This is a genomic window from Mycolicibacterium diernhoferi (assembly GCF_019456655.1).
In the GTDB taxonomy this organism is placed as follows: domain Bacteria; phylum Actinomycetota; class Actinomycetes; order Mycobacteriales; family Mycobacteriaceae; genus Mycobacterium; species Mycobacterium diernhoferi.
In genome coordinates, this window is sequence record NZ_CP080332.1 from 3,307,911 (window position 1) to 3,331,494 (window position 23,584).

Consider the following 23,584-nt stretch of genomic DNA (forward strand, 5'->3'; position numbering starts at 1 on the left):
GAGTCGCAATCGTTAGCAACCCGCGATCTGGGCGCGCCGCGCTGTTACGCGTGTGACTGGTGTGGTGCATGGTCAACTACCTCACGAAGAAAGCAACGGCGATTGCTTAACACGTGAAGAAAGGTGGGTTGGTTGCCGTTATGAAGTTCATCAGAAATATCCGTGGCGGATTGCTACGCAGGGCGGCGGTGTTGGCCGCTTCGGTCCTGGTGCTGCCCGGGCTGATCGGCTTCGCCGGGGGTTCGGCGACCGCTGGAGCGTTCTCGCGCCCGGGCCTGCCCGTCGAGTACCTCGACGTGTTCTCCCAGTCGATGAACCGCAACATCCGGGTGCAGTTCCAGGGCGGCGGACCGCACGCGGTCTACCTGCTCGACGGTCTGCGCGCCCAGGACGATTACAACGGCTGGGACATCAACACCGCGGCCTTCGAGTGGTACCACGACTCGGGCCTGTCGGTGATCATGCCGGTCGGTGGCCAGTCCAGCTTCTACGCCGACTGGTACCAGCCCTCGAAGGGCAACGGCCAGAACTACACCTACAAGTGGGAGACGTTCCTGACCCAGGAACTGCCCGCCTACCTGGAGGCCACCAAGGGCGTGTCGCGCGTCGGCAACGCGGTTGTCGGTCTGTCCATGGCCGGAAGCGCATCGCTGAACTACGCGATCCACCACCCGCAGCAGTTCATCTATGCTGCATCGCTTTCCGGCTTCCTGAACCCGTCCGAGGGATGGTGGCCGATGCTGATCGGGCTGGCCATGAATGATGCCGGCGGCTTCAACGCCGAGAGCATGTGGGGCCCGTCCTCGGATCCCGCGTGGCGGCGCAACGACCCGATGGTCAACGTCAACCAGCTGGTCGCCAACAACACCCGGGTGTGGATCTACTGCGGCACCGGCACCCCGTCGGAACTGGACGTGCAGGGCAACGTCGGCAACCTGATGGCCGCGCAGTTCCTGGAGGGCTTCACGCTGCGCACCAACGTCAGCTTCCGCGACAAGTACATCGCGGCCGGTGGCACCAACGGTGTGTTCAACTTCCCGGCCGCCGGCACCCACAGCTGGGGCTACTGGGGCCAGCAGCTCCAGATGATGAAGCCGGACATCCAGCGCGTGCTCGGAGCTCAGGGCGACGCCTAGTGCGCGTCTGAATCACCAAAACCCAGGAAGCCTGCCGTCTCCCCCGAACGGCAGGCTTCCTGCTTTTGTGCGCAGGATCAGCCATCGGACGAAAAGGAAACCCACCGGCCGATGGTTCACCGGTGCATCATCGGCGGCAGCCTTACAGTGAGCCGATGTCAGCCGATGACGAGCCGGCCCCGGCCCTGCACGTCCAGCATCGTGTCGATCCCGGCGCACTCGCGCTGGCCACCGTCGGTGGTGCCGTCGCCTTCATCTTCGCCGGTGAGGACTGGGATGTGCTGGCGGTCGTCATCGGGCTGATGTTGCTGTTGATCCTGCTGGCCCACCATCATCCCGCGCCGACCGGCCGCACCCCGCGTGCCTGGTTGCTGCGCGGCGCATTCGGGGCCACCACCGGATTGGCGTTCTCGATAGCCGTCGCCCCGGCGATCCAGTTCGGTGTCATCGGTCCCTACTTCCACACCGAAGACGACGAGGGCTACTCATTCGACGCGTGGAACACCACCGTGGTGTTGTCCGTGGTCTGGTTGGCCGCCGCCGTACTGCTGGCCGTGTTCGAACCGCGGATCGCGCGGTGGCTGGACCGGGCGCGGTAGCTCACCGGTCATGCCCGCCGGGCGTCACGCCCCGGATGCGTCGTCGCCGGTCCGGGCCTCGGATGCTGCGATCCGCAGGTGCGCCGTCATGAGCAGGTTGTCGAACGTCTCCCGGTCGGGAAGCTGTTGCCCTCCACCGACACACCTGAAATCCGACATCAACTGCTCGGCGAGGGCACGGAGCTTGACGTTGCTCTCCTGCGATCGCCACCGCAACAGATCGAACGCGGCGTCCGCGTCGATGCGGTACACCACGCTCAGAACCCCTTTGGCCTGCTCGATGACGGCGCGCTGATCGGTGATCTCGGCGACGGCCGCGCTGATCAACTTCTCGCGTCCCGGGGTGACATCGATGTAGAACCCGTGGGTCCCGACGACCCCGTGGTCGTCCTTGATCGGCTGGCTGACGACCAGGACCTCGCGGATCTCCCCTGCGACAGTGATGATCCGATGCCGCGTGCAGAAAGCCCTGTGTGTCACCAGAATCTGCCCCAAGGTCGCGGCGACCTGCTCGCGGTCCTCGGAATGCTTGTGCCCGAGCACCATCTGGGTGGTCGGCGCAGCGGTGCCGGGCTCGTACCCGTGCATGATCTCGACTTCCGGTGACCACTCCCACCGTTCGTCGGCAAAGTAGAACCGGTACCAGCCGACGCGCTGCGGAATGCCACCCGCCAGTGCCTGCTCTACCGGTGTCACCTCGACTGCGTCACCCGCGCCCACGACAGCAAACAGTAGCGGATCGGGGCGCCCGAACCGCGGTGAGCGGTGGACTCAGGGTCCCGCTGTTGCTTAACGCGACTGCGCCCTCTGGCGAGTCCACCTGGCGGAGACCAGCGCAGCCGACCGACAAAACCGCCTGCAGAAGGAGTCCCCGGCACGCGGCGAAGTAAACCTGACCGAGCGGAAACGCCGTAACCACTCAACGACAACCCCGTTCGGATCGAGCGGTTTTCAGGAAGGACGAAAGGAGTCGTGCGCAGCACGCGGTGCGTGCTTGACCATGATGTGCCGCGCCACGGTGTACTCGGCCACCGCGGCCTGGCTCATGTCCTTCCCGAACCCACTGGCCTTCACTCCGCCGTGCGGCGCCTCTGACGCGATCGGCAGGTGGTCGTTGACCCACGTCACACCGGCCTCGATGGCGTGCGCGGTGCGCAGCGCGCGCGCCACATCGGAGGTCCAGACCGAGGATGCCAGACCGTAACGGGAGTCGTTGGCCAGCCGGACCGCCTCCGCCTCGTCGTGGAACGGCAGAACCACCAGCACCGGCCCGAAAACCTCATCCTGGACGATCTCGGAAGACTGCTCGGCACCGGTGATCAGGGTGGGCGGGTAATAGGCGCCCGGACCGTCCGGGAGCACACCGCCGGCACGGACCGTGGCGCCCGCCGCGACGGCGCGCTCGACGAAACCGTGGACCCGGGTGCGATGTTCGGCGCCGATCAGCGGACCGATATCGGTCGACGGATCGTGCGGGTCGCCGACCCGGATCGCGCCGAACGCGGCGGCGAGGCGGTCGACGAGGTCATCGACGATCGACTCGTGTGCATACACCCGGGTTGCCGCAGTGCAGTCCTGCCCGGAGTTGTACGTCGCGCCCATCGCGATACCGTGCGCCGCGTCATCGAGATGGGCGTCCTCGAACACCAGACACGGTGCCTTTCCGCCGAGTTCGAGATGCACCCGCGCACCGCGCAGCGAGGCGGTCGACATCACCTGACGTCCGGCACGCGTGGAGCCGGTGATGGAGACGAGTTGCACGCGCTCATCGGCGACCAGCGCCTCACCGACAGTCTGGTCGCCGGTCACCACCTCCAGCACGCCCGGCGGAATGCCGGCCTCGACGGCCAGCTGGGCGATGTAGAGCGTGCTCGTCGGTGTCGTCGGTGCGGGTTTGATGACGATGGTGTTGCCTGCGGCCAGGGCAGGCCCGATCTTCCACAGCCCCATGATCATCGGGAAGTTCCACGGCGCGATCCCCACCACCGGCCCCACCGGCCTGCGCACGATCATGGAGGTGTACCCCTCGCTGAGCAGGCCCGCGCCGGTCTCCTCCAGCGAGCGTCCGGCACCGGCGAAGAACCTCAGATTGTCTGTGCCGAAGGGAAGTTCGCCGTCCCGGAAGACGGCTACGGGCTTGCCGGTTTCGGCCACCTCGATCGCGGTGAGCTCGGCGGCGTGCGCGTCGATGAGATCGGCCCAGCGCAACAGGATCCGGGCCCGTTCCCCCGCCGTGCGCCGCGACCAGTCCGGGAAGGCCTCCGCCGCGGCGGTGACGGCCTGTTCGGCCTCTTCGACGGTCGCCTCCACGAGGGTGGCCGTCGGTTCCCCGGTCGCCGGATCGATCAGGATCCGCTCGGTGCCGGAACCGGCGACTCGTTCACCCCGATGGAATCGTCCTGCGGTCATGCGCATACTCCTCAACTGTTGAAGCCCACACCGAAGCGGTCGAGTGTGCGCAAAAGGATTCCCCTACGGCCGGTTTCGTCTTCGCGGGCCAGCGCCGCACGGGTCAACTCGACCGCCGGCCAGCGCAGCGGTTCGGGCGGGAACGGCACCGCTGTGCCGGTGACGGCTTTGAGCCGGGTCCGTTCGGTCTCGCGTCCGGTCAGCAGATCGAGCGCCACCCGGGCACCGAAGCGCGTGGATGCCACCCCGAGGCCGGTGAATCCGACCGCATAGGCCAGCCGGCCGCCGAATGCGGTGCCGAAGATCGGGGTGAACCTGCTGGTGGTATCGATGACGCCGCCCCAACGGTGGGTGAACGGCACCTCCGCCAGTTGCGGGAACGTCTCCCGGAAGTGCTGTGCCAGCAGCCGGTGGGATCGGTCGCGCAGTTCCAGTTCGGGCGCCACGGCGTTGCCGTAGTGGTAGATCGCGTCGTATCCGCCCCACACGATCCGGTCATCGCGGGTGCGGCGGAAGTAGTGGAACTGGTTTCCGGCGTCGGTGAGCCCCTGGTTCTGCGTCCAGCCGATCGAGGCCACCTGGTCCGCGGTGAGCGGTGCGGTCGCGAGCACGTAGTCGTACACCGGCAGGATCCAGTTACCGAGCCGCCGCAGCAGCGGGCGGTACGCGTTGGAGGCGAGTACGACGTGCGAGGCGTCCACCTCGCCGTGGGCGCTGCGCACCGTGAGATTGCCGCCGGTGCGGGTGATTCCGGTCGCCGCGGTGCCCTCGAAGATCCGGGCCCCCATCTCCTCGGCGACCCTGCGCATTCCCAGCACCAGGGCCATCGGGTCCACCAGCCCGCCACCCCGGATGCGCAGCCCGGCAAGGAAGGCGCTGGTGTGGATATCGGCGCGGACCTGGTCGCGGTCGAGGAACTCGACGTCCTCACCGTGGCGGAGGTAGCTCGCCACGGCGTTGCGCAGCGCCTCGACCTCGTGCGGGGTCCGGGCCAGGGTCGTCTTGCCGACCATCCGCAGATCAGCGTCGATGTTGTTGCGCTGCAGGAATTCTGCGATCTGTGCGACATTCTCCCGGCCAAGCCGTTGGAGTTCGGTGAGTTCATCCGGCCACATCGCCTCACCGTGGGCGATGCCGTGGGTGAGCGACTCCGAGACGAATCCGCCGTTGCGGCCCGAGGCCGCCGCACCCACCCACGACTGTTCGAGGATGACGACCCTGCGGCCGGGATGCTCGGTGAGTGCCTCGATCGCCGCCCACAGGCCGGTGTACCCGCCGCCGACGATGACGAGATCGGCGCTCACCCGTCCGCGCAGCGGTTCGGTCTGTGGGCCGGTGTGCACACCCTCCCACCACACGGGACGAGGTTGGGCATCGCGCAGCTCGTCCTGCAGGTGGTGGCTGGATGTCATGGTGGGGCTCCATCGTGGTTCAACGTCGGGATGCCGTCGGGCAGCGACGGATGACACGACGATAGTTGCACCGAGCTTCAAAGAAGGCAACACGTAACTTCCCACGTCAAACGACGTGCATATGTAAAACCTGAGTAACTGTTCAAATTTCTACTGGCTGCATGACCGGATCTTTGGCACAGTGACACCCGACATGGTCGGAGGAGGAAGCGATGGCGGTGAGCCGCACCGAACGGCGCGCGAATCTGCTCGACGCCGCCCAGCGTGCGGTGATGAAACACGGCGCCGACGTGCAGCTCAATCAGGTGGCAGCCGAGGCCGGCCTCACCTCGGGCGCGGTCCTCTACCACTTCCCCGATGTCCAGACGCTGCTGATCGAAGCCAACCGCGCGGGTATGGAGCGGTTCTACGACGAACGTCTACGCCGCATCGAAGGGATCGCCGAACCCGACCGGCGCCTGGTGCTGACCATCGAGTCGGGTTTGCCGGTCGATTCCGACGATCCGGCCGTCAAGCTGCTGTGTGAACTCGGCGGGGCCGCCGGACGTTACCCCACCTACGCTGTGCTGCTCACCGCACTGTTCGACCGCCAGGTCGCGATGTATCAGGTGATCCTGGAATCCGGCGCCGCGCAGGGCGTCTTCGCACTGAGTTCACCGTCACTGACCATCGCCCGAAACATCGTGGCATTGGAGGACGCCTACGGCTACCGCATGGTGGCCCGTCATCCGAGCCTGGACGCCGACGCATCCACCGAACTGATCCTCGACTACGCGCGGGTGGCAACCGGCCACCCCCTGCCCCGCCGTGACCACGGCGAAAGGACGCAATGATGACCGACGCCGTTCCCAACGACCGGACACTGACCATCATGTTCTGGCCGGAGTCCGCCTACGGGCCCACCAACCAGTGCATCGGCGTCGCAGCCAAGCTCCGGGAACGCGGGCACACCATCGTCTTCGCGGCGGAGTCCTCCTGGGCCGGCAAGATCGCGCCCTTCGGTTTCATCGAAGAACTCGTCGACCTCGCCGAGCCGGCCGCGGGCGACGAGGACGCCGACGCCGGCCAGTTCTGGACCGACTTCATCGCCGAGACCGCACCCGAGTTCGCCAAGTCGACCTTCGACCAGCTCGAGTCATTCATCAAACCGACCTATCAGGCACTCATCGACGGTGCGAAGTACTGCGAGCCGCGGCTGCGCGAGATCATCGCCGAACACCAGCCCGATGTCATCGTCGAGGACAACGTCGTGCTGTTCCCCGCGCTGACCACCGCGGGCAAGCCGTTCGTCCGGGTCATGTCGTGCAGCCCACTTGAGGTGCCGGGACCCGATGTGCCGCCGCCGTTCTCGGGTCTGCCCAGCGCCGACCGCTCAGACTGGCAGGCCTACCGGGACGAGTTCGACCGTGCCCTGCGGCCGATGTGGGAGGACTTCGACGCCTGGGTGCGCGCCCAGGGCGGCGCCCCGCTGCCGGACCTGGAGTTCATGCCCCGCGACAATGCGGCCACCCTCTACGTCTATCCGGCCGAGGCCGACTACGTCGACCAGCGTCCGCTGGACCCGTCGTGGACCCGGATCGATTCCAGCGTCCGGGAGACCGACGAGGACTATGAACTGCCCGCCGCGATGGCCGATCGCCCAGCCGACAGTGCATTGATCTATCTGTCGCTGGGCTCTCTCGGCGGGGCCGACGTCGCGCTCATGCAACGGTTGATCGACATCCTCGGCAAGACCCGGCACCGGTTCATCGTCAGCATGGGCCCGCAGGCCGACAAGCTCACCCTCGCCGACAACATGGTCGGGGCGCAGATGCTGCCGCAGACCCGGATCATCCCCCTGGTCGACGTGGTGATCTCGCACGGCGGCAACAACACCACCACCGAGGCCCTGCATTTCGGTAAGCCGCTGATCGTGCTTCCGCTGTTCTGGGACCAGTACGAGAACGCCCAGCGTGTCCACGAACTGAACCTCGGTGCGCGGCTGGCCACCTACCACTTCGCCGACGAGGAACTCACCGGCGCCCTGGACCGCATCCTCGCCGATGACGATCTGCGGCAACGGGTTTCCGACATCGGAACCGCCGTCCGGGAACGTGACGGGCTGGGCCGGGCGGCCGACGTCATCGAACGCGTGGGCCTGGCAGACCAGCGCGCCGCAGACTGACCGTGCCCGCCGACTCCACCACCGACGTGTTGCGCCTCGGGGCGCGGCACGTCCTGGCCGTCACCGATGCCGACGGCGCGCTCGCGGCCGTCCCGATCGTCGACCCCGATGGCGCCCGGCAGCGGGCCACGGCCGGCAGCGGCGCCGCCGACGCGCTCCTACGGTTCATCGCCGAACATCCGGGGCGTTCGAGGCACGGCCGGTTCACCGTGGTGTCCTGGGTCGACCGGTACTCCCCGGGGATCGAGCAGCCGATCACCGTAGACCAGACCAACGAATCGGTGATCGTCGGCGACCGGGCCGTGGTGAAGTGGGCGACGCACCTGGAATCCGGGCCGCATCCGGCGCCGCGCCGGTTGGCGACCCTGACCGCCGCCGGGTTCACCGCCATGCCGGCGCCGTGGGCCGTGCTGACCTGGGCCCCCGGCGAGGGCCCGGAGACGCTGGTGGCGACGGTCACCGGCTACCTGCCCGGTGCCGTCGACGGCTGGACCTGGGCCAAGGACATGTTCATCGCCGCGGCGCGCACCGGTGACCTGACCGCCGTCACCGCCACCTGCGACACCCTGGGTGCGGTGGTCGCCGACCTGCACGCCGCACTGGCGGCCACCGTGGTGCGGTCCACCCCCGCCGACGCCCGACGCTGGCGCGACAACGCCTTCACCACGCTGTCCGAGGCGCGCGCGCTGGCCGGCCCGGCCAATGCGGCCCTGTTGACCGAACACGCCGATGCCGTCGCGGCGACCCTGGAGAGCCTCGCGGATCTGGTGGACGTGCCGATCCTGGACGCGCACGGCGATCTGCACGTCGGACAGGTACTGCGCACCGACGACCGGTTGGTCATCACCGATTTCGACGGCAATCCGGTGCTGGCACCCGCCGAGCGGGTACTGCCGGTGCCGGCCGCGGTCGATCTGGCCGGCATCCTGCAGTCGCTGTCCCATGTGGCCATCGTCGCGGCCCGCCGCGGCGAACTCGACCCGGTCACCTTGGCCCCGGTCGACGAGGCGGCCCGGGCCGCGCTGCGAAACGCCTACCTGGGCAGGCTCGCCCAGACCGGTCACGCCGACCTGCACATCGACACCGCGCTACCGGCGCTGCGGCTGCAGCAGGTGCTGCGCGAGATCGTCTACGCCGGGCGCCACCTACCCCGCTGGATGTATGTCCCCGATGCGGCACTGCCCGCCCTGATCAACGAAACGAGCTCATGAACCCCGACGGCTTCGCCTCCGACCTCGCCCGTAAGCCGGATGTCCTGACGGACCTGGCAGATGCACTGGCACAACGTAACCCGTGGGCACACGTGGTTCCCGGCGACACCTCCCGGGTGGTCTTTCTCGGCATGGGCTCGTCGGCGTATGCCGCCGGTGTCGCCGCGGCGCGGTTGCGCGCCCGGGGCATCTGCGCGGTGTCCGAGATCGCCTCCTCGCAACTGCTCCCCCACTGGGGGCCGGGGACGCTCGTGGTGGCCACCTCGGCCTCCGGCGGCTCGGTCGAAACCCTCGACGCCCTGGGGCGCGTCGAGGACTCGGCCTACACGGTGGCACTGACCAACACCCCCGGCTCGGCGATCACCGCGGCGTGCGAGGCGACCGTCGAACTGCTGGCCGAACCCGAGGTCGGTGGGGTGGCCTGCCGCAGCTACCAACACACCCTGGCGTTGCTGATGGCGCTGGAATGCCACCTGACCGGCACGCCGACCGATTCCCTGGTCGAGTCGGTCGCCGCCGCGGCGCGCGCCAGCGATCATCTGCTGCGCGCCGAAAAGGATTGGCTACCTGAGGTTTCCGACCTGCTGCTGGGTCGCGACGAGACGCATCTGGTGGCGCCCGCGCATCGGTTGTCCTCGGCCCAGCAGGGCGCGCTGATGTTCCGGGAGGGCCCGCGCCGGTCGGCGATCGGCTGTGAGAGCGGCGACTGGAGCCACGTCGACGTGTACCGCACCAAGAACAGTGACCTGCGGATGCTGGTGTTCGCCGGTTCGGCGTGGGAAGCGCAGATGGCCGAATGGACCGGTCCGCGCGGCACCACCGTGGTCGGTGTCGGCGGCGAGGTGCCTACGGCGACCGCCACCCTGCGCTACCCGGGCGACGACGCCGACGATGTCCGCCTGCTCACCGAGACGCTGATTCCCGAACTCGTCGCGGCCCGGGACTGGCAGGCCGCCGCGGCGGGATGAGCCTGCTGCTCAGTTCTGCACGGTCGGCCGGATGGTGAGGTCCCCGATCTCCACACCGTCCGGTTGCTCGATGGCGAAGGCGATGGCGCGTGCGACCGCGTCCGGCGCTAGACCGAAAGTATCCATGTTGGTCCGGATCTGGTTGCGCAGCACCGGGTCGGTGACCGTCCCGTCGAACTCGGTGCGGACGAATCCCGGGGAAACGGACGTGGTCCGGATGACCCCGTCGGTGGACTCCTGACGCAGTGCCTCTATCACCGTGCGGACCGCGTTCTTGGTACCGGCGTAGACGCCCATCTGCGGCAGGATCTTCAACCCGGCCGTCGAGACCGTGGTGACGAAATGCCCACTGCCCTGGCGCCGGAACACCGGTTGCGCCGCGGCGATACCGTGCAGCACGCCACGCAGGTTGACATCGATCATCGCCGACCAACTGGCCACATCGCCATCGGCCAGCGCTCCGATGGAACCCACCCCGGCATTGGAGACCAGCACATCGAGTCGGCCGAACTCATCGACGGCCACCGCCACCAACCGCAGCAGATCCTCCGCGCGGGTGACATCGGTGGCGACGGTGCGCACCTGATCAGGTGGCAGCTCGGCGGCGATGCGCTCGAGCCGGTCGCTGCGTCGTGCGCCCAGCACCACCCGCGCGCCGCGGGCGGCCAGCAATCGTGCCGTCGCCTCACCTATTCCACTGCTCGCGCCGGTGATCGCCACGACCTTGCCGGTTATCGGATCCATGTTCTCCATGAGGGCTACGACCGTGAACGGGCTTCCGGTATTCCTGTCACACCGTGGTGAGGTCGGTTCCGCGGGTCTCGCTGATCCGCCACACCGCCAGTACCGTGACCAGCCCGCAGCCGGCGGCCAACACCACCAACGGCGTCCGCGACACACCGTGCGCGTGCAGGCTGCTGGCGATCAGCGGCGTGAAACCGGCACCGAGCAACGCCGCGAGTTGGTAGCCCATCGACGCGCCGGTGTAGCGCACCGCCGTCCCGAACATCTCCGAGAACAGGGCGCCCAGCGGGGCGTACATCATCGACTGGATCGCCTGCGCGATCATCATCGCCACCACCAGGTAGGTCTGCGAGCGCAGGTCCACCAGCGCGTAGAACGGCCACGCGTACACCATGATGCCGACCGCCCCCGCGAGCATCACCGCGCGGCGACCGACGCGATCCGACAGCGCCGAGAACAGCGGGATGGTGACCAGTCCGATCAGCGAGGTGAAGATCAGCGCGGTCATCACATCGGTGCGGTGATAGCCGATCGCGGTGGCGTAACTGATCATGTACGTGCTGATGAGCGCCGTCAGCGCGAACGGCCCGATGCCGACCGCGCAGGCCAGGATCAGCGTCCGCGGCTTCCGCAGGACCTCCAGGAACGGCAGGCGGGGGCGCGTGGCCTGCGCCGACCGGGCCGCGGCCTCGAAGACCGGGCTCTCGGTGATCGACAGCCGCACGTAGATGCCGATACCCAACAGCACCAGACTGATCAGGAACGGGATCCGCCAGCCCCAGGACAGCAGCGCCTCGTCCGGGAGCAGCGTGACCAGGGTGACGACGGCGACCGAGAGCAGCGACCCGATCGGCGATCCCATCTGCATCACGCCGTTCCAGAACCCGCGGCGGTCGGCCTCGGCGTGTTCGGTCACCATCAGCGTCGCTCCGCCCCACTCGCCGCCGATCGCGACACCCTGGATCACCCGCAGCAGCACCAGCAGGATCGGTGCCGCGACGCCGATCGCCGCGTACGTCGGGAGCAAGCCGATGAGAAAGCTGGCCGAGCCCATCAGCACCATCGTCAACACCAGCATCGACTTACGTCCCAGCCGATCACCGAAGTGCCCGAACAGGATTCCACCGACCGGGCGGGCCAGGTAGCCGGCCGCCAAGGTGCCGAAGGCCGCGATGGTGGCCGCGGCCGGACTGGAGTCGGGGAAGAACACCAGCCCGAACACCAGCGCGCTCATGGTGCCGTAGACCAGGAAGTCGTAGTACTCGATGGCGGTACCCAACAGACTCGACAACGCGACGCGCCGCAACAGCGCGGGCTCGGCCACCGATGCGTCCGGCATGGATTCTCCTCATGGTGGGGTGCGGCTGGCGACATCCTCCTGCCATCCGGGCCGCGGGTGGGGACGTTGTCTCGCCGACCGGAACACGAGGGTGTCTTTCTGCGGTGGATCGTGTGGAATCGTGGGATGACAGTCGATTACCGCGAAAGCCTCCGTGAAATCAGCACCCCCTCGGGGGTACTGCGCTATCACGAGGCCGGCGACGGCCCCCCGCTGCTGTTGCTGCACGGATCCGGACCGGGTGTCACGGGCTGGCGGAACTACCGGGGCAACATCGACGTGTTCGCCCGGCACTTCCGCTGTCTGGTGCTGGAGTTCCCCGGGTTCGGTGTCAGCGACGACTTCGGCGGCCACCCCATGCTGGACGCGCAGGGCGCTGCCGTGCAGTTCGTCGATGCGCTGGGTCTGGAGCGTGTCGATGTGATCGGCAACTCGATGGGTGGCGGGGTGGGGATCAACTTCGCGACCCACCACCCGGACCGGATCGGGAAGCTGGTGACCATCGGCGGGATCGGCACCAACATCTTCAGTCCCGGCCCCAGTGAGGGGATTCGGCTGCTCCAGGAGTTCACCGAGGATCCGACCCGTCAGCGTCTCGTCGACTGGCTGCGCTCGATGGTCTACAGCGAGGCATTGGTCACCGAGGAGCTGATCGCCGAACGCTGGGAGCTGGCCACCGACCCCGAGACCCTCGCGGCCGCGCGGCGCATGTACGGCAAGGCCGCGTTCGCGGCGATGATGGAGATGATGCGCACGGCCGACTTCCCGCTGCCGTGGGCCACCATGCACAAGGTGGCGGCGCCGACGCTGCTCACCTGGGGCCGCGACGACCGGGTGAGTCCGCTGGACATGGCACTGGTGCCGATGCGGACCATCCCCAATGCCGAGCTGCATGTGTTCCCGAACTGCGGGCACTGGGTGATGATCGAGGCCAAGGCCGCCTTCGAGCGGGCCGTGCTGGCCTTCCTCACCGACGGCGCATAGCGCACCCGATCACCGAATGACCGGTGGCACGCGATCTTTCCGCCGTCGCGTGCCCCGGTCCCGCAGCCGAACCGGTACCCGTGTCACCGGCGCTTGATCAGAGAAAATCCCTTGTATCCGGCGCCGGCGACCTCGGCACAGATGTCGAGGTACGTGGCGAAGCCACCGATGAAGAGCATGAACACCCGCGGCTTGCCCGGAACGTTGGCGCCCATGTACCACGAGTTGGCCTTGGGGAACAGGGTCGCCTCGGCACGCTTATTGCATTCGGTGACCCAGTCGTCGACCGCATCCGCGGTGGCCTCGATGGCGGCGAGCCCGTGTTCGTCGAGGTGATCGATAGCGTCGGCGATCCAATTGACGTGCGCCTCGGCATGCAACACCATGTTGGCCAGCACCGCGGGCGCCCCGGGACCGGAGACCAGGAACAGGTTCGGGAATCCGTCGACCCCGAGACCCAGGTAGGTCCGGGGGCCGCCGGCCCAATCGTCGACCAGGCGCTGCCCGCCGCGGCCGACGATGTCGATCTTGGCCAGGGTGCCCGTCATCGCGTCGAAACCGGTCGCCAGCACGATGGCATCCACGTCGAAATGCTGTTCGCTGGTGTTGATCCCGGTGGCGTCGATCGACTCGATCGGTGTCTTGCGGACGCTCACCAGCTGGACGTTGGCCCGGTTGAAGGTCTGGAAGTAGTTGGTGTCGGTGCAGATCCGTTTCGTCCCGATCGGATGATCGGTCGGGATCAACAGGTCCGCGACGGCCGGATCGTCGATGACCGCGCGCACCTTCTCCTCGTAGAACTTGCGGGCCTCCTCGTTGGCTTCCGCGTCGATCATCTGGTCGGAGAACGTCTTGGAGAACAGCACCCCGCCGAGATCCCACCGCCTCTCGAACGCCTCCCGGCGCTCCTGGGCGCTGGCCTCCATCGTCAACTGGGGATGCGCGACGTGCGGCGAGCCGCCGCCGCTGCGCCAGGACTTGTGACGCCGATCGGCGTAGGTGGCCTTCGCCTGCTCGACCTCCTCCGCGCTCAGCGGCCGGTTACCGGCGGGCACACTGTAATTCGGGGTGCGCTGGAAGACGTAGAGCTGCGCGGCCTGCGCGGCGATGATCGGGATCGACTGAATGCCGGACGACCCCGTGCCGATGACCGCGACCCGCTTGCCGGTGAAGTCGACGTCCTCGTGCGGCCAGTGCGCGGTGTGATAGGTCTCGCCGACGAAGCTGTCGAGCCCGGCGATGTCGGGCTTCAGCGGGGATGACAACGGTCCGGTGGCCATCACCACGAAGCGCGCCGAGACGACCTCCCCGGTGTCGGTGGTCACCGTCCACCGCAGCGCATCCTCGTCGAACACCGCCGAGATGACCCGGGTGTTGAAGGTGATACCCGAGCGCAGGTCCAGCTTGTCGGCGACCCACTTGATGTAGGCCAGGATCTCGCCCTGGGTGGCGTACTTCTCCGTCCAGGTCCACTCCTGCTGGAGCTCATCGGAGAACGAGTAGCTGTAGTCGAGACTCTCCACATCGCAACGCGCGCCGGGGTACCGGTTGAAGTACCAGGTTCCGCCCACCTCCGGCGCGGCCTCGAAGACGCGCACCGAGCGGCCCTGCTCGCGGAACTTGTGCAGGGCATAGAGGCCGCCGAAGCCGGCGCCGACCACCACAACGTCGACATGGTCCTGAGTCGCAGTCACCTCCCGAACGCTAGGGCCGCCGGGTCCGCCGGGTCCGAACGTTTCCCGGTCAATGGTCATCCGATTCGGCGGTCATCCGATTCGGCGGTCATCCGAATCTGTCCCGTCCACCGGTAGCGCCACCCCGCGGGCACGGGGCGGTCGGTCAGACTTGCCGGCCATGACCGACGCCGAAACCGACAGCCGCCCGCCGGCTTCCGCCCGGGCCGTGCCCCTCACCGTTACCGAGGTGATCGAGGAGAGCGCCGATGCCAAGTCGCTGGTGTTCGCCATCCCGGCCGATCACCGTCAACGATTCGGGTACCGGCCCGGCCAGTTCCTGACGCTGCGCATCCCGAGTGACCAGACCGGCTCGGTGGCCCGCTGCTATTCACTGGCGAGTTCCCCGCACACCGACGATGCACCCAAGGTCACGGTGAAACGCACCGATGGTGGATACGGATCGAACTGGTTGTGCGACAACGTCTCCGTCGGCGACACCATCGAGTCGCTGCCTCCCTCCGGCCTCTTCAGCCCGCGCGACCTGGACGCCGACTTCCTGCTGTGGGCGGCCGGCAGCGGCATCACACCGGTGATGTCGATCCTCAAATCCGTGCTCACCGCGGGAACCGGCCGGGTGGTGGTGTGCTACGCCAACCGCGATGAGGCGTCGGTGATCTTCGCCGCCGAGCTGCGCGAACTCGCGGCCCGGTACGCGGGCCGGCTCACCGTGCTGCACTGGCTGGAATCGGTCCAGGGCCTGCCCACCCGCGCGCAGCTGGGGAGCTTCGCCCAGATGTTCGCCGGCTGCGAATCGTTCATCTGTGGGCCCGCGCCGTTCATGACGGTGGTCAAGGAAGCCCTCACCGAGGCCGGAATCCCCCGGGACAAGATCCATTTGGAGGTCTTCCAGTCGCTCGACGGAGATCCGTTCGCCGAACCCGGTCCCGACACCGGCCCCGCCGCGGACGACGGTCCGGCCGCCGAGGCCCGGATCCGCATCGACGGTGACGTACACGATCTGCGTTGGCCGACGGGCCGCAATCTGGTCGACACCATGCTGGCCGCCGGCATCGAGGTGCCCTACTCGTGCCGGGAGGGTACCTGCGGCTCCTGCGCGGCCACCGTTGTCGACGGCCGGGTCGAATTGGGAAACACGGCCATCCTGGAAGAAGACGACATCGCGGACGGCCTTTTTCTGGCCTGCCAGGCCCGCCCGCTGTCCGACACCGTCGAGGTCGAGTTCTAGACCGGTCGAGACGCCGATTCACGTCCGCTGACCGGGACGCCACCCGCAGGCCGAGCATCGAAACGGACACCATCACAGACATGACACAACGGGTGATCGACCGTCTCGGCGAGTTCGCCGATCAGCTGCGCGGGCAGGCCGAGGAGGCCGAGAAGATCGGGAAGCTGACCGACGACACGGTCAAGACGATGAAGCAGATCGGCAACATCCGGCTGCTGCAGCCGAAGAAGCACGGCGGGCTGGAGGTCCATCCCCGCGAGTTCGCCGAGACGGTGATGGCCACCGCGGCGCTCGACCCGTCCGCCGGGTGGATCAACGGCGTCGTCGGGGTGCACCCCTATCAGCTGGCCTACGCCGATCCACGGGTGGGCGCGGAGATCTGGGCCGACGACGTCGACACCTGGGTGGCCTCGCCGTATGCACCGCAGGGGGTCGCCAAGCCGGTGGACGGCGGCTACATCTTCAACGGCCGCTGGCAGTTCAGTTCGGGAACCGATCACTGCGACTGGATCTTCCTCGGCGCGATGATCGGCGATGAGAACGGCGCACCGCTGATGCCGCCGCAGATGCTGCACATGATCCTGCCGCGCAAGGACTACGAGATCGTCGAGGACTCCTGGGATGTCGTCGGCCTGCGCGGCACCGGGTCCAAGGACGTCATCGTCCGGGACGCGTTCGTGCCCGCCTACCGCACCATGGACGCCATGAAGGTGATGGACGGTACCGCCCAGAGCGAGGCCGGGATGACCGACACCCTCTACCTGATGCCGTGGTCGACGATGTTCCCGCTGGGTATCTCCTCGGCCACCATCGGCATCGCCGAGGGTGCCCTGGCCGCGGCGCTCGACTACCAGCGCGAGCGCGTGAACTCCAGTGGCGTCGCCGTCAAGGACGACCCGTACGTGATGTACGCGATCGGGGAAGCGGCCGCGGACATCAACGCCGCCCGCCAGGAACTGCTGGCCAACGTCGACCGGATCTACGACATGGTCGACGCCGGCAAGGAGGTGTCTTTCCAGGACCGGGCGGCCGGCCGCCGCACCCAGGTGCGCGCCGTGTGGCGCGCGGTGTCCGCGGTCGACGAGATCTTCGCCCGGTGCGGCGGCAACGGCACCCGGATGGACAAGCCGCTGCAACGGTATTGGCGCGATGTGCACGTCGGCCAGGCGCACGCGATCCACGTTCCCAGCACCGTCTACCACGCGTCGGCACTGAGCTCGCTCGGCGTGGACCCGCAGGGTCCGCTGCGGGCGATGATCTAGGAGTACTGAAAACATGAGTCTGATCAAAAGCCTCGGTTACGTGACCGTGCAGGCCACCGATCTGCCACGCTGGCGCCAATTCGCTTTCGACGTCCTGGGTTTCGCCACCGGTCACGGTCCAGACCCGGAGTCGCTGTATCTGCGGATGGATGAGCGGGCCGCACGCATCATCGTCTCCCCCGGCGACACCGACAAGATCGTGACGGTCGGCTGGGAGGTGCGAGACGGCCGGGATCTGGACGCCGTGAAGCGCAGGCTGGAAGCCGCGGGCACACCGTACAAGGAACTCTCGCTGGCCGAAGCCGACCTCCGCCGGGTCGAAGAGGTCATCGCGTTCGAGGATCCGGCCGGCACCGCCCTGGAGGTCTTCCACGGACCGGTGCTCGACCACAGCCCCGTCGTCGCGCCCTTCGGTGCGCGGTTCGTCACCGGCGATCAGGGCCTCGGGCACGTGGTGCTGCCGGCGTTGGACGTGCCCTCGATGGTGGACTTCTATACCGACGTGCTCGGCTTCGTGGCCCGCGGCGCCTTCCGGGTCCCGGTGCCGCCGGAGTTCGGGCCGGTGCGGGTCCGATTCCTGGGCGTCAACCAGCGCCACCACAGCCTGGCCCTGTGCCCGGCCGGGACGCTGCGCGACCCGGGGCTGGTCCATCTGATGGTGGAGGTGGACACCCTCGATGCGGTCGGGCAGGCGCTCGACCGCGTGCACCGGGACGGTTTCCAGCTGTCCTCGACGCTGGGCCGGCACACCAACGACAAGATGGTGTCGTTCTACGTCCGGGCCCCCGGCGACTGGGACATCGAGTTCGGTACCGCCGGCATGCGTGTCGACGAGAGCTACTACACCGCGGAGGAGATCACCGCCGACAGCTACTGGGGTCATCAGTGGGTCGATGATCTGCCCGCCGCCATGCGCCCCTGATCCCGCCCGCGGACGCCTTTCCGCACGTCACACCCGGTCGCGTAATCACGCGGCCGGGTTTCGGCGTTTCCGGCGCGTTTCACAATCGCCGCATTCATGTGACAGCAGCCACACCGATGTGATAGTTCTATATGACCATTAGGCATATGCCTATTAGTTATATGAACAGCCCGGAGGTTTCCCGATGACCGTGACGATCGACGCCCCGCCCACGTCCGTCGGCAAGACAGCCGTCGAGACCCCGAGTGCCGTCATCGACCGGGTGTCCCTCGTCCTCGACGCCTTCGACGGGCCGGGCCGGCTCACCCTCGCCCAGATCGTCCGGCGCACCGGCCTGCCCCGGTCTTCGGCACACCGGATGCTCGAACGACTGGTGCAGTTGCGATGGCTGCGCCGCAGCGGACGGGACTACGAGCTGGGCATGCGGCTGGTGGAATTGGGCTCGTTGGCCGTGCACCAGGACCGGCTGCACAAGGCGGCGATCCCGATGCTGCACGAATTGCACGCGGCCACCGGCCTCGTCGTCCATCTCGCCGTGCTGGAAGGACCCGACGTGGTCTACATGGAGAAGGTCGGCAACCGGATGACCGCCGCCATCCCGACCCGGGTCGGTGGACGCCAACCCGCGCACTGCGCCGCGGTCGGCAAGGCGATGCTGGCCTTCACCGACGCGGACAGCGAGTCCCACGGCACGGCTCCGCTGCCCCGGCGGACGAAGTACTCCATCTCCACACCCGCCCAGCTGCGCAATGAACTGCTCAAGGTGCGCTCCCACGGCATCGCGTTCGACCGCGAGGAGTCGGTGCCCGGCTTCGGCTGCGTGGCCGCGCCGATCGGTGATCCCGGCGAGGCCGTCGCGGCCGTGTCGGTGTGCGGTCCGATGGGACAGATGAAATTCGACCAGCAATTCGTCGCGCCCGTCCGGATGGCGGCGATGGGAATCTGGCGCGCGGTCGAGGGCGGCCCGACGCGGGTGGCCCCGACCCTGCAGCAGATGCGGCCGCTGCGCGGCCTCGTCGGCCAGCACGCCGGACGCAACCCGAACGGCCGGCACGCATGAGCCTGGATCCTCAGATCGCGGCCATCATCGAGTCGCTGGACGCCGGTTTCCCGCCGGTGCACACCATGACCGGTGAACAGGCCCGCGCCGTCATCCGGTCGCGGTTCGTTGCCCCGGACCATCCAGAACAGGTCGCCTCGGTCGAAGATCGCGAAATCGCGGGGCCGGACGGGCCGGTGACGGTGCGCATCTATCGGCCACACGCCGCCCTCCACGGTCCCGTCCCCACCCTGGTCTACGCCCACGGCGGCGGCTGGGTGTTCTGCGATCTGGACAGCCACGACGGGCTCTGCCGAGACTTCACCAATCGCCTTCCCGCCGTGCTGGTTTCGGTGCACTATCGCCGCGCTGCCGAGGAAGGACAGTGGCCGGCCGCGGCCGAGGACGTCTACGCCGCCGCCGTCTGGGCGGCAGCGCACATCGACGAACTCGGCAACGACCCGGACACCCTCCTGGTCGGTGGCGACAGCGCCGGCGGCAATCTGGCCGCCGTCACCGCGCTGATGGCGCGGGACCGCATCGGGCCCCGGCTGGCCGGGCAGGTGCTGCTCTACCCCGTGATCGCCGCGGACTTCGACACCGAGTCCTACCGGCAGTTCGGCGCCGGGTTCTACAACCCGACACCCGCGCTGCAGTGGTACTGGGACCAGTACGTGCCGGTCCTCGCAGACCGGACCAACCCCTACGCCTCACCGCTGTCCGCCGCGGATCTGTCCGGACTTCCCCCGGCGATCACCGTTGTGGCCGGCCATGATCCGCTGCGTGACGAGGGACTGGCCTACACCGCAGCACTGCAGGCCGCCGGGGTGCCGACGGTGTCCCGGTTCTTCGAGGGCGGCGTGCACGGCTTCATGACGATGCCCGCCTTCGACATCTGCTCCCGCGCCCGCGCTCAGGTCTGCTCGGACGTGGCCGGACTGGTGGGCAGCGACGGTCGCTTCAAGACAGGCACCTCTGCGCCGTAGCGCTGCGCCGGGTCCAGCACACAGTGCGTGCGGCCGAATACCGTCACCATGCACTTGTTGTTGTGGTTGCAGCGGCTGCGCACGCCGGGGTCGGCGGTCATCTTGTTCACCAGGTCCGGTTCGCGCAGCAGGGCCCGGCCCATCGCGACGAAGTCGAATCCCTCGCGCATCCCCGTCTCGATGTGTTCCCGGTTGGTGATGCCGCCGAGCAGAACGAGCTTGGTGTTCTTCATGACCGGCACGAACTGGCGGGCCGCGGACAGCATGTAGAGATCCTCATACGGATAGTTGCCCATCACGCCCTTGCCCAGCACCCGCACCCCGGGGCGCAGCATCGGCGGCATCACCTTGGCGAACTCCCGCACCGGCACATCGCCACGGAACAGGTACATCGGCCGATAGACCGACGAACCCTGCGTCAGCTCGATGGCATCGAGGGTGGCATCACCATCGAGCAGTTGCGCCGTGCGCAGCGCCTCGTCGATCCAGATGCTGCCCGGCAGACCGTCGTCCATGTCGAGTTTGGCGATCACCGCGATCCGGTCGCCGACGACGGCACGCACCCGCTGCGCAATCTCGCGCACCAGCCGTGACCGGTTGTCGATGTCGCCGCCGTATTCGTCCTTGCGCCGGTTGATCAACGGGCTGAGGAACGAGCTCGGCAGGTACAGGTGGCCGAAATGCAGTTCCACGGCGTCGAATCCGGCGTCCACGGCGACCTGGGCCGCGTCGGCGAACTGTTCGATGACCGTCGCGATCTCGTCCCGCCGGATCTCCCGGCAGTAGGCGAACGAGGTCGGGTTGACGAACCTGCTCGGCGCCACCGCCGTCACACCGGTCAGCTTCTTCGGCGCCACCACCCCGGCGTGGCCCAACTGCGCCGAGATGGCCGCCCCGGCGCCGTGTACCGCCTCGGTCAGCCGTCGCAGGCCGGGCACCGCTTCGGCGTCCATCACGATCTGACCCGGAGCGCTGGCCCCCTGGCGCGACACACAGCAGTACGCGACGGTCGTCATGCCGACCCCGCCCTCGGCGAAACCACGGTGGAAGTCGATCAGGTCGTCGGTGACCCGGCCGTCCGGTGAACGCCCCTCCGAGGTGGCCGCTTTCACGACTCTGTTGCGCAACCGGACAGGCCCGAGTTGGGCGGGGCCGAACGGATCGGGGCTGAGGTCGGTCATCAGACCACCGTCGACCCCGCAGCGCCGCACGTCAACGCCGGTCTCCCGATGGCCGGGAACGGCCGCGGCCGCCGCCGGGTGCCACCCTAGGCTCAGCTGCATGGCAGCCGGTGAAGTCTTCGTCATCGACCGCGTGGTCACTCGCCCCGGGCGGGCCCGCGAGTTCGTCGACACCTACCTGGCCGGCTACGCGCCGGGGGCTCGAGAGCGCGGCATGACCCTGTGCAATGTGCTTGTCTCACCGCCGATCTGGCATGAATCCGAGTCCAACACCGTCACCGTCACCTGGTCGCTGCCCAGCGCCCGGGCCTGGTGGGAGATGACCTGGCAGGGCCGGCCGGACCCTGAGCTGGGCGCCTGGTGGGACAGCGTGGCCGAGTTGATCGTCGAGCGCGACCGCAGCGCAGCCGCGGCCCACGACGATGTCGAGGGGCTCTGCGATGTATAGCCTCACCCGTCTGATCGACGTCCCCGAGGCCGACCGCAGCCGGGTGTCCGACGACCTTCGACACCTGGCACAGTCCGCCGGCGCGGCCCGGTACCTGGTCGCCCCCACCGATGCGGGCAGCCGCAACGGCGGTGATCTGCTGCTGCATCTGCGCTTCGCCACCGCCGCCGAACGGGATGCGGTGGCCGCCGATGTCGCTGCCGCACTCGCGGATCCGGCGGTCACCAGGGTCAACGGTGCGGACTATTGCGGCTCCCCCACCCTGCTCGGCGGACGCCCCCGCGGCACCGTCTACCGCACCCTGCTGTTGCGGGTGGATCCCGGCACCGAACCGGGCACCGTCGCACGCTTCGAGGCCGATCTGGGCCGGTTACCCGGATACGTGTCGACAATCAGCGCCTGGCAACTCAGCACGCCCGAGCACACCGTCGGCAACTCCTGGACCCACGTCTTCGAGCAGGAGTTCAGCGATGTCGACGGCATCATGGGCGCCTACCTGATGCACCCGATCCACTGGGCGGTGGTGGACCAGTGGTTCGACCCGGAATGCCCGGGATTCATTGTGCACGAGCGGGTGTGCCACAGCTTCTGTTCGATGGAACACCCGGTTCTGCATACCGCCCACTCAGAGAATGCGGACAGTACCGATGCGCGGTAACGGGACATCCATCGCCCCAGAGGAGTTCGACGCCGACTCCATTCCACAGTTCCGCCACATCACCCCGGCATTCCGCACCTTCAGCGGCCACGACGCACTGTCCGCACTACCGCGAGAACTGGAACGGCTGGGCGCCGAGCGGGTCGTCATCTTCTGCGGCGCATCGATGCTTCGCCACAAGACGGCGCTGGAGCGGGTGGAGTCCGCGGTTGGACGCCGTCTTGTCGGCAGATTCGAGAGCGTGCGCGAGCACAGTCCGGTGCCGACCGTGATGCAGGCACGCAACCGTCTCGCCGAGCTCGACGCCGACGGCGTCATTGCCGTCGGCGGTGGATCGTCGATCGTGACCGCCCGCGCCGCGGCGATTCTGCTTGCCGAGGACCGGAGTCCGCACGACCTCTGCACCCGTCGCGTGGAGGGGCGCCTCGTCAGTCCAAAACTGGGGCAGCCCAAGATTCCGGTCTGGGTAGCACCGAGCACGCCGACAACCGCGTACGCAAGGGCGGGTTCGGCGGTGCGGGATCCCGACACCGGTCAGCGGCTCTCCTTCTTCGATCCGAAGACACGTGCTCAGGGAGTCTTCTTCGACCCCGTCATCGCATCGACCGCTCCGATACCGTTGGCGGTCGGGGCGGGTCTGACGGCCTTCGTCGCCGCTGTCGACGGGTTGCAATCGGCCAACGTGGATCCGCTCGCCGAGGCGCTGCTGTCGCATTCGCTGCGGATGCTGCTGACATGGCTCCCGCGAGCGGTTGCCGAACCCGACCGTGCGGGTCCGCGACTCCAACTGATGGCCGCCGCGTTGTTGTCAGGGCAGGGCAGTGACTTCGTCGGATCGGGCCTCGCGGCATCGATTTCACATGCTCTCGGACCGAAGGCTGCCGGCTCCAACGGAGTCGTCGAAGCGCTCCTGCTGCCGCACACCATCCGCTACAACCAGCCGGTCACCCGAGAGCGACTCACCGACATCGCCGCCCACATCGGTGACGATACGAGCGCGGACGCCGTCCTGAACGCGGTCCACCAACTCCTGGACGCGGTCGCGTCCCCACGGCGTCTGCGCGATATCGGGATCTCCCCCGCAGTTTTCGACGAGGTCATCGAGCACGTGGCCGATGACTGGTTCACCACGCAGGTACCCCGTCCGGCCGACCGTGTGCAGCTTCTCGAACTGCTCACTGCCGCTTGGTAGGTCGCGCG

Annotated in this window: 22 protein-coding genes; 15 read left to right on the forward strand and 7 right to left on the reverse strand. The window is 68.0% G+C overall.

Annotation, left to right across the window (positions count from 1 at the left end; all coding sequences use genetic code 11):
- Positions 1-140 precede the first annotated feature (140 nt).
- Together K0O62_RS15710 and K0O62_RS15715 are read left to right on the forward strand one after the other, a co-directional pair.
- Positions 141-1,136, forward strand: a complete 996-nt coding sequence (locus tag K0O62_RS15710; protein WP_073858695.1) for an esterase family protein — start codon at positions 141-143, stop codon at positions 1,134-1,136.
- Positions 1,137-1,291: 155 nt separating this feature from the next.
- The gene (locus tag K0O62_RS15715) at positions 1,292-1,735 is read left to right on the forward strand and encodes a hypothetical protein (RefSeq protein ID WP_073858696.1); all 444 of its coding nucleotides are present in this window, start codon (positions 1,292-1,294) and stop codon (positions 1,733-1,735) included.
- A gap of 24 nt (positions 1,736-1,759) precedes the next feature.
- Here the strand turns inward: K0O62_RS15715 and K0O62_RS15720 are convergent, their stop codons facing one another.
- The 3 genes from K0O62_RS15720 to K0O62_RS15730 form a co-directional block, all read right to left on the reverse strand.
- Positions 1,760-2,455 carry a PAS and ANTAR domain-containing protein gene (locus K0O62_RS15720; protein WP_073858697.1) on the reverse strand — a complete coding sequence of 232 codons (696 nt, stop codon included), beginning with the start codon at positions 2,453-2,455 and terminating at the stop codon, positions 1,760-1,762.
- A gap of 231 nt (positions 2,456-2,686) precedes the next feature.
- The gene (locus K0O62_RS15725; RefSeq protein WP_073858745.1) at positions 2,687-4,144 is read right to left on the reverse strand and encodes an aminobutyraldehyde dehydrogenase; all 1,458 of its coding nucleotides are present in this window, start codon (positions 4,142-4,144) and stop codon (positions 2,687-2,689) included.
- 11 nt (positions 4,145-4,155) lie between these two features.
- Complete coding sequence (locus K0O62_RS15730; protein ID WP_073858698.1) at positions 4,156-5,556, reverse strand: NAD(P)/FAD-dependent oxidoreductase; 1,401 nt, start codon at positions 5,554-5,556, stop codon at positions 4,156-4,158.
- 212 nt (positions 5,557-5,768) lie between these two features.
- Here K0O62_RS15730 and K0O62_RS15735 point away from each other — a divergent pair, with 212 nt between their 5' ends.
- Genes K0O62_RS15735 through K0O62_RS15750 form a run of 4 tightly spaced genes read left to right on the forward strand, consistent with a single transcriptional unit; the run spans position 5,769 to position 9,899 of the window.
- Complete coding sequence (locus K0O62_RS15735) at positions 5,769-6,389, forward strand: TetR/AcrR family transcriptional regulator (RefSeq protein ID WP_073858699.1); 621 nt, start codon at positions 5,769-5,771, stop codon at positions 6,387-6,389.
- Positions 6,389-7,720, forward strand: a complete 1,332-nt coding sequence (locus K0O62_RS15740) for a glycosyltransferase (RefSeq protein ID WP_073858700.1) — start codon at positions 6,389-6,391, stop codon at positions 7,718-7,720. Before K0O62_RS15735 ends, K0O62_RS15740 begins: the two co-directional genes overlap by 1 nt.
- Before the next feature lie 2 nt (positions 7,721-7,722).
- A complete protein-coding gene (locus K0O62_RS15745; RefSeq protein WP_234800246.1) occupies positions 7,723-8,931 on the forward strand; it encodes a glucosamine kinase in 1,209 nt (402 codons plus the stop codon).
- Complete coding sequence (locus tag K0O62_RS15750) at positions 8,928-9,899, forward strand: SIS domain-containing protein (protein WP_073858702.1); 972 nt, start codon at positions 8,928-8,930, stop codon at positions 9,897-9,899. The genes K0O62_RS15745 and K0O62_RS15750 overlap by 4 nt, the downstream gene beginning before the upstream one ends.
- A 9-nt stretch (positions 9,900-9,908) precedes the next feature.
- Here the strand turns inward: K0O62_RS15750 and K0O62_RS15755 are convergent, their stop codons facing one another.
- Both K0O62_RS15755 and K0O62_RS15760 read right to left on the reverse strand, forming a co-directional pair.
- Positions 9,909-10,643, reverse strand: a complete 735-nt coding sequence (locus tag K0O62_RS15755; protein WP_073858746.1) for an SDR family oxidoreductase — start codon at positions 10,641-10,643, stop codon at positions 9,909-9,911.
- A gap of 46 nt (positions 10,644-10,689) precedes the next feature.
- Positions 10,690-11,982 (reverse strand): MFS transporter, encoded by a 1,293-nt coding sequence (locus tag K0O62_RS15760; protein ID WP_073858703.1) that lies wholly within the window; start codon positions 11,980-11,982, stop codon positions 10,690-10,692.
- Between the two features lie 126 nt (positions 11,983-12,108).
- Between K0O62_RS15760 and K0O62_RS15765 the strand changes: the two genes are divergently transcribed.
- Positions 12,109-12,966 (forward strand): alpha/beta fold hydrolase, encoded by an 858-nt coding sequence (locus K0O62_RS15765; RefSeq protein ID WP_073858704.1) that lies wholly within the window; start codon positions 12,109-12,111, stop codon positions 12,964-12,966.
- A gap of 83 nt (positions 12,967-13,049) precedes the next feature.
- Here the strand turns inward: K0O62_RS15765 and K0O62_RS15770 are convergent, their stop codons facing one another.
- Positions 13,050-14,660 (reverse strand): flavin-containing monooxygenase, encoded by a 1,611-nt coding sequence (locus tag K0O62_RS15770; RefSeq protein WP_372512848.1) that lies wholly within the window; start codon positions 14,658-14,660, stop codon positions 13,050-13,052.
- A 160-nt stretch (positions 14,661-14,820) separates the two neighbouring features.
- On the opposite strand from K0O62_RS15770, the gene K0O62_RS15775 reads away from it, so the two are divergent.
- From K0O62_RS15775 to lipP1, 5 genes are all read left to right on the forward strand, one after another.
- A complete protein-coding gene (locus K0O62_RS15775) occupies positions 14,821-15,888 on the forward strand; it encodes a ferredoxin--NADP reductase (protein WP_073858706.1) in 1,068 nt (355 codons plus the stop codon).
- 80 nt (positions 15,889-15,968) lie between these two features.
- A complete protein-coding gene (locus tag K0O62_RS15780) occupies positions 15,969-17,150 on the forward strand; it encodes an acyl-CoA dehydrogenase family protein (protein WP_073858707.1) in 1,182 nt (393 codons plus the stop codon).
- A gap of 13 nt (positions 17,151-17,163) precedes the next feature.
- On the forward strand, positions 17,164-18,072 hold the full coding sequence (bphC, locus tag K0O62_RS15785; protein WP_073858708.1) for a biphenyl-2,3-diol 1,2-dioxygenase: 909 nt from the start codon (positions 17,164-17,166) through the stop codon (positions 18,070-18,072).
- Positions 18,073-18,256: 184 nt separating this feature from the next.
- Positions 18,257-19,132, forward strand: coding sequence for an IclR family transcriptional regulator (locus tag K0O62_RS15790; protein ID WP_073858709.1), 876 nt, complete (start codon positions 18,257-18,259; stop codon positions 19,130-19,132).
- Complete coding sequence (gene lipP1 / locus K0O62_RS15795) at positions 19,129-20,097, forward strand: LipP1 family hormone-sensitive lipase (RefSeq protein ID WP_073858710.1); 969 nt, start codon at positions 19,129-19,131, stop codon at positions 20,095-20,097. Before K0O62_RS15790 ends, lipP1 begins: the two co-directional genes overlap by 4 nt.
- Here the strand turns inward: lipP1 and K0O62_RS15800 are convergent.
- Positions 20,025-21,278 carry an NADH:flavin oxidoreductase gene (locus K0O62_RS15800; protein WP_073858747.1) on the reverse strand — a complete coding sequence of 418 codons (1,254 nt, stop codon included), beginning with the start codon at positions 21,276-21,278 and terminating at the stop codon, positions 20,025-20,027. The genes lipP1 and K0O62_RS15800 overlap by 73 nt on opposite strands.
- 100 nt (positions 21,279-21,378) lie before the next feature.
- Between K0O62_RS15800 and K0O62_RS15805 the strand changes: the two genes are divergently transcribed.
- From K0O62_RS15805 to K0O62_RS15815, 3 genes are read left to right on the forward strand one after another with little or no spacing between them, the layout of a single operon-like run.
- A complete protein-coding gene (locus K0O62_RS15805) occupies positions 21,379-21,726 on the forward strand; it encodes a hypothetical protein (RefSeq protein ID WP_073858711.1) in 348 nt (115 codons plus the stop codon).
- Positions 21,719-22,384, forward strand: a complete 666-nt coding sequence (locus tag K0O62_RS15810) for a Dabb family protein (protein WP_073858712.1) — start codon at positions 21,719-21,721, stop codon at positions 22,382-22,384. Before K0O62_RS15805 ends, K0O62_RS15810 begins: the two co-directional genes overlap by 8 nt.
- Entirely contained in the window at positions 22,359-23,576 is a 1,218-nt protein-coding gene (locus K0O62_RS15815; protein WP_234800247.1) for an iron-containing alcohol dehydrogenase family protein, read from the forward strand. The genes K0O62_RS15810 and K0O62_RS15815 overlap by 26 nt, the downstream gene beginning before the upstream one ends.
- The last annotated feature ends 8 nt before the right edge of the window (positions 23,577-23,584 follow it).

Excerpts from the sequence above, each read along its gene's own strand:
- K0O62_RS15710 (WP_073858695.1), top strand. The coding sequence starts at position 141 with ATGAAGTTCATCAGAAATATCCGTGGCGGATTGCTACGCAGGGCGGCG.
- K0O62_RS15715 (WP_073858696.1), top strand. The coding sequence starts at position 1,292 with ATGTCAGCCGATGACGAGCCGGCCCCGGCCCTGCACGTCCAGCATCGT.
- K0O62_RS15725 (WP_073858745.1), bottom strand. The coding sequence starts at position 4,144 with ATGACCGCAGGACGATTCCATCGGGGTGAACGAGTCGCCGGTTCCGGC.
- K0O62_RS15730 (WP_073858698.1), bottom strand. The coding sequence starts at position 5,556 with ATGACATCCAGCCACCACCTGCAGGACGAGCTGCGCGATGCCCAACCT.
- K0O62_RS15735 (WP_073858699.1), top strand. The coding sequence starts at position 5,769 with ATGGCGGTGAGCCGCACCGAACGGCGCGCGAATCTGCTCGACGCCGCC.
- K0O62_RS15740 (WP_073858700.1), top strand. The coding sequence starts at position 6,389 with ATGACCGACGCCGTTCCCAACGACCGGACACTGACCATCATGTTCTGG.
- K0O62_RS15750 (WP_073858702.1), top strand. The coding sequence starts at position 8,928 with ATGAACCCCGACGGCTTCGCCTCCGACCTCGCCCGTAAGCCGGATGTC.
- K0O62_RS15755 (WP_073858746.1), bottom strand. The coding sequence starts at position 10,643 with ATGGATCCGATAACCGGCAAGGTCGTGGCGATCACCGGCGCGAGCAGT.
- K0O62_RS15760 (WP_073858703.1), bottom strand. The coding sequence starts at position 11,982 with ATGCCGGACGCATCGGTGGCCGAGCCCGCGCTGTTGCGGCGCGTCGCG.
- K0O62_RS15765 (WP_073858704.1), top strand. The coding sequence starts at position 12,109 with ATGACAGTCGATTACCGCGAAAGCCTCCGTGAAATCAGCACCCCCTCG.
- K0O62_RS15775 (WP_073858706.1), top strand. The coding sequence starts at position 14,821 with ATGACCGACGCCGAAACCGACAGCCGCCCGCCGGCTTCCGCCCGGGCC.
- K0O62_RS15780 (WP_073858707.1), top strand. The coding sequence starts at position 15,969 with ATGACACAACGGGTGATCGACCGTCTCGGCGAGTTCGCCGATCAGCTG.
- bphC (WP_073858708.1), top strand. The coding sequence starts at position 17,164 with ATGAGTCTGATCAAAAGCCTCGGTTACGTGACCGTGCAGGCCACCGAT.
- K0O62_RS15790 (WP_073858709.1), top strand. The coding sequence starts at position 18,257 with ATGACCGTGACGATCGACGCCCCGCCCACGTCCGTCGGCAAGACAGCC.
- lipP1 (WP_073858710.1), top strand. The coding sequence starts at position 19,129 with ATGAGCCTGGATCCTCAGATCGCGGCCATCATCGAGTCGCTGGACGCC.
- K0O62_RS15800 (WP_073858747.1), bottom strand. The coding sequence starts at position 21,278 with ATGACCGACCTCAGCCCCGATCCGTTCGGCCCCGCCCAACTCGGGCCT.
- K0O62_RS15805 (WP_073858711.1), top strand. The coding sequence starts at position 21,379 with ATGGCAGCCGGTGAAGTCTTCGTCATCGACCGCGTGGTCACTCGCCCC.
- K0O62_RS15810 (WP_073858712.1), top strand. The coding sequence starts at position 21,719 with ATGTATAGCCTCACCCGTCTGATCGACGTCCCCGAGGCCGACCGCAGC.
- K0O62_RS15815 (WP_234800247.1), top strand. The coding sequence starts at position 22,359 with ATGCGGACAGTACCGATGCGCGGTAACGGGACATCCATCGCCCCAGAG.